The organism is Pseudodesulfovibrio mercurii (genome assembly GCF_000189295.2).
Lineage (GTDB): Bacteria > Desulfobacterota > Desulfovibrionia > Desulfovibrionales > Desulfovibrionaceae > Pseudodesulfovibrio > Pseudodesulfovibrio mercurii.
Window position 1 is genome coordinate 1,787,453 of record NC_016803.1, and the last position, 15,128, is coordinate 1,802,580.

14 protein-coding genes and 1 tRNA gene are annotated in these 15,128 nt (G+C 65.1%); 11 read left to right on the plus strand and 4 right to left on the minus strand.

Translation table 11 applies throughout. From position 1 onward, the window contains the following. Position 1: 1 nt before the first annotated feature. Positions 2-769 (minus strand): substrate-binding periplasmic protein, encoded by a 768-nt coding sequence (locus DND132_RS08115; RefSeq protein ID WP_014322237.1) that lies wholly within the window; start codon positions 767-769, stop codon positions 2-4. Positions 770-971: 202 nt separating this feature from the next. Between DND132_RS08115 and recA the strand changes: the two genes are divergently transcribed. Then, positions 972-2,039 (plus strand): recombinase RecA, encoded by a 1,068-nt coding sequence (gene recA, locus DND132_RS08120; protein ID WP_014322238.1) that lies wholly within the window; start codon positions 972-974, stop codon positions 2,037-2,039. 90 nt (positions 2,040-2,129) lie between these two features. Then, on the plus strand, positions 2,130-4,769 hold the full coding sequence (gene alaS / locus DND132_RS08125) for an alanine--tRNA ligase (RefSeq protein ID WP_014322239.1): 2,640 nt from the start codon (positions 2,130-2,132) through the stop codon (positions 4,767-4,769). 89 nt (positions 4,770-4,858) lie between these two features. On the opposite strand, the gene DND132_RS08130 is transcribed toward alaS, so the two are convergent. Next, positions 4,859-6,040, minus strand: a complete 1,182-nt coding sequence (locus DND132_RS08130) for an MFS transporter (protein WP_148266964.1) — start codon at positions 6,038-6,040, stop codon at positions 4,859-4,861. 364 nt (positions 6,041-6,404) lie between these two features. Between DND132_RS08130 and rplM the strand changes: the two genes are divergently transcribed. The 3 genes from rplM (at position 6,405) to DND132_RS08145 (ending at position 8,635) form a co-directional block, all read left to right on the plus strand. Continuing rightward, positions 6,405-6,833: a 50S ribosomal protein L13 gene (gene rplM / locus DND132_RS08135; RefSeq protein WP_014322241.1), complete on the plus strand. Its 429-nt coding sequence runs from the start codon at positions 6,405-6,407 to the stop codon at positions 6,831-6,833. 12 nt (positions 6,834-6,845) lie between these two features. Next, entirely contained in the window at positions 6,846-7,235 is a 390-nt protein-coding gene (gene rpsI, locus DND132_RS08140) for a 30S ribosomal protein S9 (protein ID WP_014322242.1), read from the plus strand. A gap of 137 nt (positions 7,236-7,372) precedes the next feature. Continuing rightward, complete coding sequence (locus tag DND132_RS08145) at positions 7,373-8,635, plus strand: radical SAM family protein (protein WP_014322243.1); 1,263 nt, start codon at positions 7,373-7,375, stop codon at positions 8,633-8,635. A 420-nt stretch (positions 8,636-9,055) separates the two neighbouring features. Here DND132_RS08145 and DND132_RS08150 read toward each other — a convergent pair whose 3' ends face one another. Both DND132_RS08150 and purM read right to left on the minus strand, forming a co-directional pair. Next, positions 9,056-9,802 (minus strand): DUF1003 domain-containing protein, encoded by a 747-nt coding sequence (locus DND132_RS08150; protein WP_014322244.1) that lies wholly within the window; start codon positions 9,800-9,802, stop codon positions 9,056-9,058. 210 nt (positions 9,803-10,012) lie between these two features. Next, complete coding sequence (gene purM, locus DND132_RS08155; protein ID WP_014322245.1) at positions 10,013-11,074, minus strand: phosphoribosylformylglycinamidine cyclo-ligase; 1,062 nt, start codon at positions 11,072-11,074, stop codon at positions 10,013-10,015. 152 nt (positions 11,075-11,226) lie between these two features. Between purM and DND132_RS08160 the strand changes: the two genes are divergently transcribed. The 6 genes from DND132_RS08160 (at position 11,227) to DND132_RS08190 (ending at position 14,901) form a co-directional block, all read left to right on the plus strand. Continuing rightward, positions 11,227-11,517 (plus strand): hypothetical protein, encoded by a 291-nt coding sequence (locus DND132_RS08160; RefSeq protein WP_014322246.1) that lies wholly within the window; start codon positions 11,227-11,229, stop codon positions 11,515-11,517. 58 nt (positions 11,518-11,575) lie between these two features. Then, a complete protein-coding gene (amrS, locus tag DND132_RS08165) occupies positions 11,576-12,595 on the plus strand; it encodes an AmmeMemoRadiSam system radical SAM enzyme (RefSeq protein ID WP_014322247.1) in 1,020 nt (339 codons plus the stop codon). A 304-nt stretch (positions 12,596-12,899) separates the two neighbouring features. Continuing rightward, a tRNA-Pro gene (locus DND132_RS08170) sits at positions 12,900-12,976 on the plus strand. 186 nt (positions 12,977-13,162) lie between these two features. Then, a complete protein-coding gene (locus tag DND132_RS08175; protein WP_014322248.1) occupies positions 13,163-13,576 on the plus strand; it encodes a bacteriohemerythrin in 414 nt (137 codons plus the stop codon). A 177-nt stretch (positions 13,577-13,753) separates the two neighbouring features. Next, entirely contained in the window at positions 13,754-14,473 is a 720-nt protein-coding gene (gene prxU / locus DND132_RS08185; protein ID WP_274377777.1) for a thioredoxin-dependent peroxiredoxin, read from the plus strand. Between the two features lie 86 nt (positions 14,474-14,559). Continuing rightward, entirely contained in the window at positions 14,560-14,901 is a 342-nt protein-coding gene (locus DND132_RS08190; RefSeq protein WP_014322251.1) for a DsrE family protein, read from the plus strand. The last annotated feature ends 227 nt before the right edge of the window (positions 14,902-15,128 follow it).

The following is a 15,128-nucleotide window of genomic DNA, read 5'->3' on the forward strand; positions in this document are numbered from 1 at the left end:
CCTAGGGGGCGGCGAAACCGGCGAGGAGCCCGTTGAAGCGCGCCAGGAACGTCTCGGGGGACAGGTCGTGTTCGCGGAAATAGCGCAGCGAGACCGGGACGCAGAGGGGAATCCGTTCGCCGACCTCGCCGGGACAGGCATGGACGTCGTCGAACCGGGGGGAATTCTCCTTTTTCAAATACTCTCCGATGCGCCGGTCGCAGACGAACATGTCGATGCGGTCCTCGATGAGCATCAGGAAATTCCCTCTGTTGGGGTCCCGCCCCATGGCGCTCTCCACCACGAAGGTCCCGGCGGCCAGGGCCTCCTGCCACTTGGGCCCGTAGTAATAGCCCTGGATGGTGCCGATGCGCAGCCCCTTGAGGTCGTCGAGGGTCTGCCAGCAGTCGGCCGGGGCCGTCCCCCGTTTCCAGAGCACGGTGTGCATGTAGTCCACGGGCTCGGAAAAACGCATGTAGACCCGCCGCTCGTCCGTGGACACGCACGGGAGCATCAGGGCCAGAGAGCCCTCCCGCATGCCCGCCAGGCAGCGTTTGAAGGGCAGGACGGTGAACCTCGGCTCATAGCCCATGGCCGCGAGGACCCGCGCGATCCCGTCCACGCTCCGGCCGCGCAACACCCCGGACTCGTCCAGTTCGGCCAGGGGCGGCAGGAGGTAGGCCCCCACCTCGAGGACCGGCCCCCGGGCGCGGGCGAACCCGGCCGTCAGGCAAACGACCAGCACGGCCGCCGACAACGCAGCGGCCCACTTTGTGGGTCTCTTCCTCATCATGCCTCCGATACTATGCGTCCATCCGTGCATATAGCCCACGTCGGGGAAAATCCGCAAGCAGGACGTCCCGCGCGGGTCCTGGCCGGGTCCGTCCCCTCCCCTTTCCTCCATATATATGGGTGTTGCCCGCGAAGGTCGTATCTGGTATCGGAACGTGTTGCTCGTTTGTTGCCGCCAGCCAAATTCCGGAGGAGACCCCATGGCCCGTAAAGCCGTTGACCCCGACGCCCTGCGCAAGGAAGCGCTGGGCACCGCCCTGACCACCATCGAACGCAAGTTCGGCAAGGGCTCTATCATGCGCCTGGATGACGAGGCGTCCCATTCCATCCCGTTCATCCCCACCGGGTCCATCGGCCTGGACATCGCGCTCGGCATCGGCGGCGTGCCGCGCGGCCGGGTCATTGAGATCTTCGGTCCCGAATCCTCGGGCAAGACCACCCTGGCCCTGCACATCATCGCCCAGGCCCAGAAGCGGGGCGGCGCGGCCGCGTTCGTGGACGCCGAGCACGCGCTCGACCCCAACTACGCCAAACGCCTCGGGGTCAAGACCGACGAACTGCTCATCTCCCAGCCCGACTACGGCGAGCAGGCCCTGGAGATCGCCGACCTGCTGGTGCGCTCCGGCGCGCTCGACGTGGTCGTCATCGACTCCGTGGCCGCGCTCATCCCGCAGTCCGAACTCGAAGGCCAGATGGGCGAGACCCAGGTGGGCGGCCAGGCCCGGCTCATGTCCCACGCCCTGCGCAAGCTGACCGGCACCATCCACAAGTCCAACTGCGTGGTCATCTTCATCAACCAGATCCGCATGAAGATCGGCATGACCGGCTACGGCAACCCCGAGACCACCTCGGGCGGCAACGCGCTCAAGTTCTACGCCTCCTGCCGTCTGGACATCCGCCGCATCCAGACCCTCAAGGACAAGGAGGAGGCCTACGGCATCCGCGCCCGCATCAAGGTGGTCAAGAACAAGGTCGCCCCGCCCTTCCGCCAGGCCGAGGTGGACGTGCTCTACGGCCAGGGCATCTCGCGCATGGGCGAGATCATCGACATGGGCGTGGAGAACGGCATCATCGAGAAGTCCGGTTCCTGGTTCGCCTTCGGCTCCGAGAAGCTCGGCCAGGGCAAGGAGAACGTCCGCGCCCTGTTGCAGGACAACCCGGACCTGGCCGAGGCCATCGAGGAGGCCCTGATGGCCCACCTCGGCTTCCGCGACGTGCCCGAGGACGAGGCCGCGCCGACCCCGGACGCCGGAGATTCCGGCGAATAGCCCCTTTTTCAGCCCGAAACGAGCGCCCCGGGCCCAGGGCCCAGGGGCGCTTTTCTTCGGCAAGACCATCCCTTTGGAGAAAATCAACCGATGAAAGCCAACGAAATCCGTCAACGGTTCCTTGAGTACTTCGAGAGGAACGGCCACACCATTGTGGAATCCTCTCCCCTGACCCCCAAGGACGACCCGAGCCTGCTCTTCACCAACGCGGGCATGGTCCAGTTCAAGAAGCTCTTCCTGGGCCAGGAAAAGCGCGACTACATCCGCGCCACCACGGCCCAGAAATGCCTGCGCGTGGGCGGCAAGCACAACGACCTGGAAAACGTGGGCCGCACCGCCCGCCACCACACCTTTTTCGAGATGCTCGGCAACTTCTCCTTCGGCGACTACTTCAAGGAGGACGCCATCCGCTTCTGCTGGCAGTTCCTGACCGAGGAGCTGAAGCTGGACAAGAGCCGCCTGTACATCACCATCTACAAGGACGACGACGAGGCGGGCGAGCTGTGGCGGAAGGTGGCCGGGGTCCCCGAGGAGCGCATCTACCGGCTGGGCGAGAAGGACAACTTCTGGTCCATGGGCGACACCGGCCCGTGCGGCCCCTGCTCCGAGGTCCACTACGACCAGGGCGAGGAAGTGGGCTGCGGCCCCAACTGCGGCATCGGCAAGTGCGACTGCGACCGGTTCCTGGAGATCTGGAACCTGGTCTTCATGCAGTACGACCAGGCCGAGGACGGCACCCGCACCAACCTGCCCCGGCCCAGCATCGACACGGGCATGGGGCTCGAGCGCATCGCCGCCGTGGTCCAGGGCGTGCACTCCAACTACGAGACCGACCTCTTTCAGAGCATCATCAAGTACACCGCCGACCTGGCGGGCGTAAAGTACCGGGAATCCGAGGAGATCGACACCGCCCTCCAGGTCATCGCCGACCACTCGCGGGCCATCGCCTTCCTCATCCCGGACCAGGTCCTGCCCTCCAACGAGGGGCGCGGCTACATCCTGCGCCGCCTCATCCGCCGGGCCTACCGCTTCGGCAAGCTCATGGGGCTGACCGGCACCTTCCTGTGGAAGACCGCCTCCAAGGTCATCGACGACATGGGCGGCCACTACAAGGAACTCGAGGAGACCCGCAACTTCATGGTCGAGGTGGTCCGCGGCGAGGAGGAATCCTTTGCCAAGACCCTGGACAAGGGGCTGGAAATGCTCGAGGAGGAGCTGGCCGAGCTGAAGAAGGCGGGCGCCGCCATCGTCCCCGGCGAGACCACCTTCAAGCTCTACGACACCTACGGCTTCCCCATCGACATCGTCCGCGACGTGGCCGAACAGCAGGGCATGGGCGTGGACGAGGCCGAATTCGACAAATTCATGCAGGAACAGAAGCAGCGCTCCAAGGCCGCCTGGAAGGGCTCCGGCGAAAAGGACGTGGCCTCCGTGTTCCAGACCCTGCTCGAGCAGGACGTGACCAGCGAGTTCTCGGGATACGAGACCATGGCCGACCAGTCCGCCATCGCCTACGTGCTGACCCCCGAGGGCGAGGTCGTGGACGAACTCAAGGCGGGCGAGTCCGGCTGGCTGGTGGCCGAGGTCACCCCGTTCTACGGCGAGTCCGGCGGCCAGGTGGGCGACACCGGGGCCATCGCGGCCCGGAACGGCAAGGCGGACGTGCTCGACACGGTCAAGCCGTCCAAGAACCTGACCGCGCACAAGATTGTCGTCTCCGAGGGCGTGCTCAAGCCCGGCGACGCGGCCTTCCTCAACGTGGACCGCTCGCAGCGGCTGGCGACCATGCGCAACCACACCTCCACCCACCTGCTCCACGCCGCCCTGCAGAAGGTGCTCGGCGACCACGCCAAGCAGGCGGGCTCCCTGGTGGGCCCGGACCGGCTGCGCTTCGACTTCACGCACATCAAGGGCCTGTCTCCCGAGGAGATCGCCGAGGTCGAGAAGCTGGTCAACCAGGCAATCTTCGAGGCCATCCCCGTGACCCGCGAGGTCATGTCCATCGAGGCGGCCCAGGCCAAGGGCGCCACCGCCCTGTTCGGCGAAAAATACGGCGACACGGTCTCGGTCATCGAGGTGCCGGGCGTGTCCATGGAATTCTGCGGCGGCACCCACCTGGACAACACCGGCATCGCCGGGTCCTTCGTGATCACGTCCGAGTCCGGCGTGGCCGCGGGCATCCGGCGCATCGAGGCGGCCACCGGCCACAACGCCGTGGCCTGGCTGAACGAGCGCCGCGAGGCCGCTTCCGAGGCCGGGGCCATGCTCAAGGCCCAGCCCGCCGACCTGCCCAAAAAGGTCCGGGACCTCCAGCAGCAGGTCAAGGACATGAACAGGGAGATGAAGTCCCTCCAGGCCAAGCTCGCCTCGGGCGCGGGCCGCGACATGATGAGCGAGGTGGAGGAGCTGAACGGGGTCAAGGTCCTGGCCGTCAAGGTGGACGCCCCGAACATGGGCGTCATGCTCGAACAGATGGACGCCCTGCGCTCCAAGCTGCCCTCCGGCGTCATCTGCCTCATCGCCCCGCACGAGGACGGCAAGGTCTCGGTGGCCCTGTCCGTGACCAAGGACCTGCACTCCCGGTTCAAGGCCGGCGACCTGATCAAGCCCGTGGCCGGCGAAGTCGGCGGCGGGGGCGGCGGCCGCCCGGACCTGGCCCGCGCGGGCGGCTCCAATCCCGAAGGCATCGACAAGGCCCTGGCCAAACTCCGGGAACTCATCGCGGGCTAGGCGCGCGTTCAATACAAATAAGAAAAGGGTCCCCGCACCGATGCGGGGACCCTTTTTTCGTGCGGCTCCGGCAATGCCGAAGGCGGCGCCTACCGCCCTTCGTCCAGCGGCGGGCTGTAGTTCCTGAGCAGCACGGCCACGATCACGCCGCCCACCGCGATGAGGCTGGCCCCGGCCGTGAATACCCAGGAGATGCCCAGGGCGTCGAAGATGACCCCGGACAGGATGGGCGAGACGATCATGCCGAAGCTGTACGCCGCGTCGGTCACGCTCATGAGCGAGGCCATGCCCATGGTCCGGCCGAGGTAGCCGGTGATGACCAGGCTGCCAGGCAGGATGAAGCCGGTGGACGTGCCCATGAGGATATTCAGGACGAGCAGCCGCCAGAAGTCCGTGCTGAAGGGCATGCAGAAGACCGCCACGGCCACCCCGAACATGCCCAGGATGACCACGCGCTTGGGGTTGGTCCGGTCGGCCAGCCGCCCCACGGGCCGCTGCATCAGGGCGATGAGGAAGACGTTGGCGGACAGCAGGATGCCGAACCGGGAGCCGGACATGCCGATCTGGTGGGCGTAGATGGGCAGGAAGGTGTAGACCGCGCCCTGGCCCGAGGCGCTGAAGAAGCGCATCAGGACGATGGCGAACGCCGTGCGGTCGGCCAGGATCTGGCGGAAGGTGGCCGTCCCGGTCCGACGGGTGACCGCCCCGCTCTCCCGGTCCGGGGGCACGAAGAAGATCACGAAGGCCGCCGTGCCCAGGGAGACGATGCACAGGGCGTAGAAGGCGGCGGGCATGCCGAAGTGTTCCTGGATGACGCCGCCCAGGGTCGGGCCCACGCCCAGGCCGATCATGGCGGCCATGTTCAGGGTGCCCATGTAGTTCCCGAGCTGCCCCTGGGGGGCGATGTCGGCGGCCAGGGCCATGGCGATGGGCACCACCAGCAGGGAGGTGAAGCCGTGGGCCAGGCGGACCGCGATCAGGGCCTCGGCGGAGTGGGCCGCCAGGTAGGCGCAGGACACGGCCGCGTAGAGCACCAGCCCGATGAGGATGAACGACTTGCGCCCCATGCGGTCGGAGAAGCGCCCGACAAAGGGCGCGCAGGCGGTGCGGGAGACGTTGAAGCTGGCGATGATCGTGCCGACGACGAAACCGCCGACGCCCATCTGGGCGGCGAGGATCGGCAGGATGGGCCAGACAATGCCGAGCCCGACCATGGTCACGCCGATGGATACGGACAGGGAGAAGAGCACGGCGGCGGAATTGGTTTGCATGTGAAATCGCATCATGCCCGGTGGCATGCGGCTTTGAGCGGGACGGGATGTCCCTCGGAACGCGCCTGCCTTACCACGCCCCGCCCGCCAGGGAAAGCGCTAGTTGGCCGGTCCGCGCGGATCGGGCCCACCGGACCGTCCGCGCCGGGAGAGCCAAACAAAAAGCTTGTGGGCCTCTCTCTTTTCATGTAAGTACCTCTTCCCGGTCTGCACCACCGGCCCCCGAGAACAACCCGTTACAACCCCGTTCTCCTGGGTCAGGCGGCCTGATCGCGTGGCTACTCATATATAGTTGAAATGGGTTGACACGCGGGCGAGATGCCCGTAAAGGTCCCCTTCTTGAGAATTTGCAAGGAGCATTTTTATGAAGACATATAGCCCGAAGCCGGAAGACGCGAACCGCGAGTGGTTCATCGTCGACGCCACGGACAAGATCCTGGGCCGCTTGGCCACCGAGATCACCAACCGTCTGCGCGGCAAGCACAAGCCTGAGTTCGCCTCCCACATGGACATGGGCGACTTCGTCATCGTCATCAACGCCGACAAGATTCAGGTGACCGGCCAGAAGATGGACAAGAAGATGTACTACAAGCACACCAACCATCCCGGCGGCCTGAAGGAAAAGACTCTCCGCCAGATGCTGGACATCAAGCCTGAGAACGTCATCACCGCCGCCGTCAAGGGCATGCTGCCCAAGAACAAGCTGGCCGCCCAGCAGCTGAAGAAGCTGAAGGTCTACGCCGGTCCCGAGCACCCGCACGCGGCCCAGGCTCCCAAACCTCTGGATTTCTAATCGGGGATTATCATGAGCGATTTCACCTACGCCACTGGCAAACGTAAGAATGCGATCTCCCGGACCCGCCTTTACGCCGGTACCGGCCAGATCACCGTCAACGGCCGTCCCTTCGAGGACTACTTCCCCCGCAAGACCCTGCAGATGGTCGTCCAGCAGCCGCTGAAGCTGGTCAAGATGCTCGAGCGCTTCGACGTCAAGGCCAACTGCACCGGCGGCGGCGTGTCCGGCCAGGCCGAGGCCCTGCGCCACGGCATCGCCCGCGCCCTGTGCGAGCTCGACCCCGAGCTGCGTTCCGTGCTCAAGCCCGCCGGTCTCCTGACCCGCGACGCCCGCAAGAAGGAACGCAAGAAGTACGGCCTCCGCGGCGCCCGCGCCTCCTTCCAGTTCTCCAAGCGTTAAGCCGAACTGGATCTACCAGACCATTCAGGCCGGTACCGAAAGGTGCCGGCCTTTTCACGTTGCCCCGCCCGGGAGCCCCCTCTCCGGCCATTCATTCCTTGCCCCGACACCTGTTTTGCCCTTAGGATGCCCCCATCATGACAGCCAAGAAAAAACCACAGCCGCGCATGCTCTTCGCCTCGCCCGAAGGCGAAATCTTCGACCACCCCGACCTGCTGCTCATGGTCCGCAGAGGCGACGAGTTCGGCCTCCCCAGGCCCGACGAGATCATCCCCCTGCCCGAAGAGTCCGAATTCTTCATGCTGCCCGGCCGCCACGCCATGGGCTACAGCCAGGAGGACGGCCAGGCCGAGGTCATGGACGAACTGGCCGTGGCCGCCTTCGTCTGCCCCGGACACACCGTCACCGGCATCGCCGCCTATGAGTCCGACGACGACGCGCCCGTGCTGCCCCTGCTCTCCTACGCGGCCATCGGCTACGCCAACGGCAGGTTCTGGGTCTGCGCCAAGAAGGTGGACGAGGACCAGCGCCAGGTCTTCTGCCACATCGCGCCCGACCGCATCGAGGCCGGGGCCCACGAGCTGCTCTCCGCCATGCCCGACAACCGCCTGGTCAACCACCTGGCGGGCTGCGCCCTGACCAGCGGCTGCCCGGCCGCCAAGAACCTGGCGCTCGGCCGGTTCGAATGCCCCCTGCCCACCTCCCGGACCTGCAACGCCGAATGCGTGGGCTGCATCTCCCTCCAGCGCCCGGACTCCGGCTTCCCCTCGCCCCAGTGCCGCATCGCCTTCCGGCCCACCGCCGACGAGATCGTCCAGATCATGCGCCGCCACGAATCGCGCGAACGCCGACCCATCTTCTCCTTCGGCCAGGGATGCGAAGGCGAACCCCTGCTCGAGGCCGAACTCATCTGCGAGGCCGTGGCCAAATACCGCCACGAAGGCGGCACCGGCACGGTCAACGTCAATACCAACGGCTCGCGGCACCAGGCCATGCCCGCCCTCAAGATCGCCGGGGTCAACTCCATCCGCGTCAGCCTGAACTCCGCCCGCAAGGGACCCTACGAGGCCTACTACCGGCCCCACGGCTATACCTTCGAGGACGTGCGCGAAACCATCTGCAAGGCCCACGACGTCGGCCTGTTCGTCTCCCTCAACCTGCTCTTCTTCCCCGGCATCACCGATACCGAAGAGGAATTCGACGCCCTCGTCGAACTGGGCGAGGCCTGCCGCTACGACTTCATCCAGCTGCGCAACCTCAACCTCGACCCCGAACTCTACCTCCGCCTCATGGAACCCTTCGGCCACTCGCCCTCCATGGGCTTCAACAACTTCAAGAAACGACTCAAAAAAGCCCTCCCCTGGCTCGAATACGGCTACTTCAACCCGTACCTGGGCTAGATAACCGCGCCCCGACGAGCTCGGGGAATGCCTCCGGCGGGCCCTCGCCGGGCGGGCGCCTCCGGCGGCCAGGGAACCCTTTGAAAAGGGTTCCCTGGACCCTCCCAAACTTTTTGTGTGCCTTCGGCAACGACGTGCGGACGCGCGTTGCCGGAGGGTTGGGGTGTGGGCGATGGAACGGAGCTGGGTGCGGATTCGCGGGGAGCCTGGTCGGGCGCTGCCGGACGGCGTGTTGGAGCGACGGCAGAAAAAATCAGCCTTTTAAATGAGCTACACACCCCGCGAAGCGGCACCAAAAAGTTTAGGGGGGTGAGAGAGGGGTTGGGGGTCCAGGGGGGAAGGGGAGAGAGAGGGGACCATTTTCTCAAAGGGTCCCCTCTCTCTCCCCTTCCCCCCTGGCCGCCGGAGGCGCAGGCGCGGCTACTTGCCCGTCTTGCCGCTGCGGGCGGACATGATTTCGGTCATGAGGTCCACCTGGAGTTGTTGGATATCCAGGAGTCGTTCCCACTGGTTGGAGATGAGGTGGTCGAGCTTTTCGTGCAGGTGGCGGATTTCGAGTTCGGCCTTGAGGTTGACCTTGTAGTCGTTCTCGGCCCGGGCGCGGTCTTTGTCCTCCTGGCGGTTCTGGCTCATCATGATGATCGGGGCCTGGATGGCGGCCAGGAGGGAGAGCATGAGGTTGAGCAGGATGAAGGGATAGGGGTCGAAGGGCTTGAAGATCAGGAGCAGCGTGTTGACGAGAATCCAGACGAAGATGAACGCGCCGAAGAGGATGATGAATTTCCAGCTGCCGCCGAAGTCGGCGATGAGGTCGGCCAGCCGTTCGCCTCGGGTGCGCGTGCGGTCCATCTCCTCTTCGGGGTTGCTGGACAGGAGCTCGTTCCGTTGCAGGCTTTGCAGGACCTCCTGGTCCAGCTCGCTCAGTTCGCCCTTTTCCGAGAGCATGATGTCTTCCACGTACTTGAACCGGAACTGGTTCAGGTCGTCCGTGCAGATGTAGCTGGACTCGGTGAAGTCCGGCCGTTCCTTGACGATCTCGGCCAGGATCGCGGGCCGGATGGTCGAGGCGGGGAGCATGTTCGCCTTGCTCTGCCCGCATATCTGGCAGACGTGTCTGGGCCTGGGCTTCGGCGAAGCCGACGGGTGGGGGGAGGACTTCCGGCTCATGGCAAACCTCGTTGTGACGGCGATGGGCGCCGGGTGGAACACTGTCGCGGGGTCCGCCGCCCGGACCCGGCGCGGCGCGCGGACACCGTGATCGTTACCCCACCGGCCCGCCCAGGTAAACCGCCGCGCGCGGCAGGGGCGGGGTGGACAAGTAAAAAACCCCTGCCGCGGGTGCGCGGCAGGGGTTTTGTCTACCTTGCGGGGGGCGGTCTACGGGAAGACCACCTCGACCTGTTCGGCGGCCTCCTGGCGCTTGACGATCTCGCCGATGCGGTAGGCCTCCACGTCCTCGCGGGCGTCGAGTTTTTCCAGGGCCTCGTCGGCGTGGGCCGGGTCCACGATGAGGATGTAGCCGATGGAGCAGTTGAAGATCTGGAGCATCTCGGGCCAGGACAGGTCGCCCTGGGCCTTGATCCAGTCGAACACGGGCAGCATGGCCCAGGAGCCGAAATTGATGGACGCGGCCACGGTTTCGGGCAGCACGCGCGGAATGTTGTCGTAGAAGCCGCCGCCGGTGACGTGGACCATGCCCTTGATGGTCATGGACTCCATGAGTTCGAGCACGGGCTTGACGTAGATCCTGGTCGGCTCGATGAGGACCTCGGCCACGGTCCGGTCCGTGCCGGGGAAGGTGTCGTCATGGTCCAGGCCGGACTGGGCCAGGAGCTTGCGCACCAGGGACCAGCCGTTGGAGTGCACGCCCGAGGAGGCCAGGCCGATGAGCACGTCGCCGGGCGTGATCTCCTTGCCGGTGACCAGCTTCGGGGTATCGACCATGCCCACGGCAAAGCCGGACAGGTCGTATTCGCCGTCCGGGTAGAAGCCGGGCATTTCGGCGGTCTCGCCGCCGAGCAGGGCGCAGGCCGACTGGCGGCAGCCCTCGCACACGCCGGAGACCACCTGGGCGGCCACGCCGGGTTCGAGCTTGCCCGTGGCGAAGTAGTCGAGGAAGAAGAGCGGGGTTGCGCCCTGGACGAGCACGTCGTTGACCGACATGGCCACCAGGTCGATGCCCACGGTGTCGTGCTTGTCGAACATGAAGGCGAGCTTGAGCTTGGTGCCCACGCCGTCGGTCCCGGCCACGAGCATGGGGGCCTCCATGCCGGCTATCTCGGGCTTGAACAGGCCGCCGAAGCCGCCGATGTCCGTGGCCACGCCGGGGGTGAAGGTGGACTTGACCATGTCCTTGATGCGGCGGACAAATTCGTTGCCCGCCTCGATGTCCACACCGGCCGAAGTATAGGCCTGGGATCGCTTGGCGCTGTCGCTCATGGGTTTCTCCTCCATCGACTTTGGTCGCTTATAGATGGAAGGCGGGCCAAGTTCAAGCAACAAGTGTGCGGCGCGCCATTTGCATTGCCAAGGGGGTATCCCGTGCCTATAGTAGAGATACGTGGCAGTACCGCAATGCCGAGGAGGAAACCATGCGCCATTTCAGCCTCATAGCCGCCCTGTTCCTGGCGGCCGTCCTTTTGACGCCGACCTCCGGCCTGGCCCAGAACAAGTTCAAGAACGAGGACACGGCCAAGAACCGGCAGGACAACGTATTCGGCACCCGGACGACGGAGGGCGAGGGGCCGGTGACCACCTTCGGCACCAACGAGGCGGGCGACACGACCATTGATTCGCATCAGCCCAAGAAGGAGGAAACGGACTGGTACGACAAGGTGATCATCGCCGTCGACCCCGACGTGAGATGGCCCGTGAGGGAGTGACCGTCTCCATGACAAAGCCCGGCCCTGCCGCCGCGAAACCATCAGGAGGGTTTTCGTCATGATCGAAGCAAGACTGTGGAAGCCGCTCAAGAACGGTGCGGTGCAATGCCGCCTGTGCAACCATTTCTGCATGATCAAGCCGGGCGAACGCGGCCAATGCGGCGTGCGCGAGAACATCGAGGGCACGCTGTACGCCCTGAACTACGGCAAGGTGGCGGCGCTCAACCTCGACCCGGTGGAGAAGAAGCCGCTCTACCATTTCCAGCCCGGCTCCATGACCTATTCCTTCGCCACCATGGGCTGCAACCTGTCGTGCACCTTCTGCCAGAACTGGTCCCTGTCCCAACCGCCGCGCGACGGCGCGCCCATCCGGGGCCAGAACGCCACGCCCGAGGCCCTGGTTGACGAGGCCGTGCGCCTGGGCGCCGCGTCCATCTCCTACACCTACTCCGAGCCGACCATCTTCTTCGAGCTGATGCAGGACACGGCCCGACTGGCCCACGGGGCCGGGCTCAAGAACATCATGGTCTCCAACGGGTTCATGAGCCCCGAGTGCCTGGAGGCGCTGGGGACGGACATCGACGCCATCAACGTGGACCTGAAGTGCTTCACGGAGGAGTTCTACAAGGACATCTCCGGGGCGCGGCTTCAGCCCGTGCTCGACAACCTGAAGCGGATCAAGCACGAGCTCAAGTGGTGGCTCGAGGTGACCACCCTGCTCATTCCGGGCAAGAACGACTCACCCGAGGAGCTGGACCGGCTGACGGACTTCCTGGCCGGCGAGATCGGCCCGGACACCCCGTGGCACATCTCGCGCTTTCATCCGGACTACCGCATGACCGACGCCCCGGTCACGTCCGGGAACTCCCTGGAGACGGCCTACGCCATGGGCAAGGCCAAGGGGCTCCTGTACGTGTACATCGGCAACGTGCCGGGCTCGGACAAGCAGGACACCCTGTGTCCCGGCTGCGGCCGGACGCTCATCGACCGGACCGGGTTCTCGGCCCGCGTCCACGGCATCCGCGACGGCAGGTGCGCGGCCTGCGGCCGGGCCATCGACGGCGTGGACCTCGGCTGACCGGCTTGCAAACCGCCCGCTTTTTCAGTAGGTATGCACACCCTTGCGCGACCGTCGCCCGAAGCGACGGACCGGGCCGGGAGATCGAGGATTTCTCCCGGCAAGGCGCAAAAAAGCCCAGGACCGCCGCGTATCTCGATACGCAAGGGTCCGGATTTTTTGCCGCAACGCAACCTTGTCAGATGGCTGAGGATTTTCCCTGGCAAGGTGCAAGAATGATTCAGGACCGCCGCGTATCTTAATACGCAAGGGTCTGAATCATTCGCAGCAACGCAGCCAGGGGGAATCCTCAGCCATCTGACGACGGGGCGTGGCGCAGACTGGTAGCGCGCCTGCTTTGGGAGCAGGATGCCGGGGGTTCAAATCCCTTCGCCCCGACCAGCCACATTAGGCCTCGGACTCCGGTCCGGGGCCTTTTGGATCCGAAACTTGCCTTTCCACCCGGTTCCGACCTATCCTAAGGCGGTGAATCCCCTTCAATTGCAGGGGAAGGAACGGGAATAACGGAAAACGGACAACGCCCGGGCGACCATTGCCGCCGGACGCGATTCCGGGCACGGAGGCCGCATGCACCAGATAGAATGGCATGATTCCCACTCGGTGGGCGTCCCGTCCATCGACGAACAGCACAAACGGCTCGTGGCCCTGACCAACCGCCTCTTCCTGGCCATCATGGACGAAACCGGGGAAACCGCCCTGGGCGACGTCCTGGACGAACTGGCCGACTACGCCGTGTACCACTTCACCCATGAGGAGGGACTCCTCCACCTGCACGGCTACCCCGACGAACTCCTGACCGAGCACCGGGCCGAGCACGCGGCCCTGACCGACCAGGTTCACGAGTATATCGAGCGCTACCGGGAAGACCCCGCCTGCCTGGACCTGTCGGTCTACGTCTTCCTGCGCGACTGGACCACCGAGCACATGAGCCGGTCCGACTCCAAATACTCGGAATTTCTCCAGGCGCGCGCCGCCGAATAACCCCCGCCGCCCGGCCGGTTCCCCCCTTCTCCGCCCCCTGACCGGGCCTCGTCGCCCGTGTCCATCCGATGACGATTACGCACATGTTCAGAAATTGCTTGATCTTCGCATAACAGTACCTATTATTGAATCCATCAATCCTACGAGGTTGACCAATTACTGAACAAGGAGGCAATCATGCCTGAAATCCAGGATCCCTCGTGCGAACGGCCCGCGCCCAAGGTGGCGGCGCCCCCGGCCGAGGAACAGGCCCCGACCCCAACCAGCAAACCCAAAGGAGGCGTCATGATCCGCGTCGGCCAGAAGGCCCCCGACTTCACCGCTCCCGCCTATATCGACGGTCAGTTCGGTTCCGTAACCCTGTCCGAGTACCTCGGCAAATGGGTGGTTCTGTGCTTCTATCCCGGTGACTTCACCTTCGTCTGAGCGACCGAGGTTTCCGCGGTCGCGGAAAAGAACGACGAATTCGAAAAGCTCGGCGTCCAGGTCCTGTCCATGTCCACGGACTCCATGTTCGTGCACAAGATGTGGGTGGACCACGAACTTTCCAAGATGGTCTCCTCGGGCAGGGTGCCCTTCCCCATGCTGTCCGACGGCGGCGGCGCGGTGGGCACGCAGTACGGCATCTACGACGAGGCGGGCGGCGTGGACGTGCGCGGCCGCTTCCTCATCGACCCGGACGGCGTGATCCAGGCCTTCGAGGTCCTGACCCCGCCCGTGGGCCGCAACGTCAGCGAGACCCTGCGCCAGATCCAGGCCTTCCAGCTGGTGCGCGAGTCCAAGGGCACCAAGGCCACGCCCTCGGGCTGGAAGCCCGGCAAGCCCGTGCTCAACCCCGGCCCGTCCCTGGTGGGCAAAGTCTGGGAGGCGTGGAAGGTCTCCATGGCCTTCGACTAAACGACGCCCGATTGACGCAACGCGGGCCCTCCGGCTACGGTCGGGGGGCCTGTTCTTTTGGGGGTCCACCAACACAAGGAGCCATCATGTACTGTCTCTACGCATTCAACGGCGAGCTCATGTGCTTCGTCCACGTCCTGCTCAACGCGCTCGACATGAAGGAAAAGGGCAAGGAGGCGATCATCGTCTTCGAGGGCATGGCCGTGAAACTCGTGCCGGAACTGGAAAAGGCGGACAACCCGTTCCACGCCCTGTACCAAAAGGCCAGGAAAGCGGGCCTGATCGCCGGGGCCTGCAAGGCCTGCTCGGCCAAGCTCGGCGTGCTCGACGCGGTGGAAAAGGCGGGGCTGCCCCTGCTCGCCGACATGTCCGGCCACCCGTCCATGGCCGCCTACATGGACAAGGGCTACACCATCCTGACCTTCTAGCCGCCTCAAACGCGTGCGCGGCGCGACCCGCCGCGCACGCGAGGGGACCCACCGCGTTTTTTTCGGCGTTTCCCGGGGAAAACCCATAAAATATTCACCGATTCGCCAAAAATATCGAATTTCACCCGGCAAAACCGGGTTTCCGAAGTGGACATCCCCGAAATTTTGGCTTAAGCCTTTTTTCGCTTTTACAGCGAAATCCGTTCGCGGACCAAGGGAAGGGACAC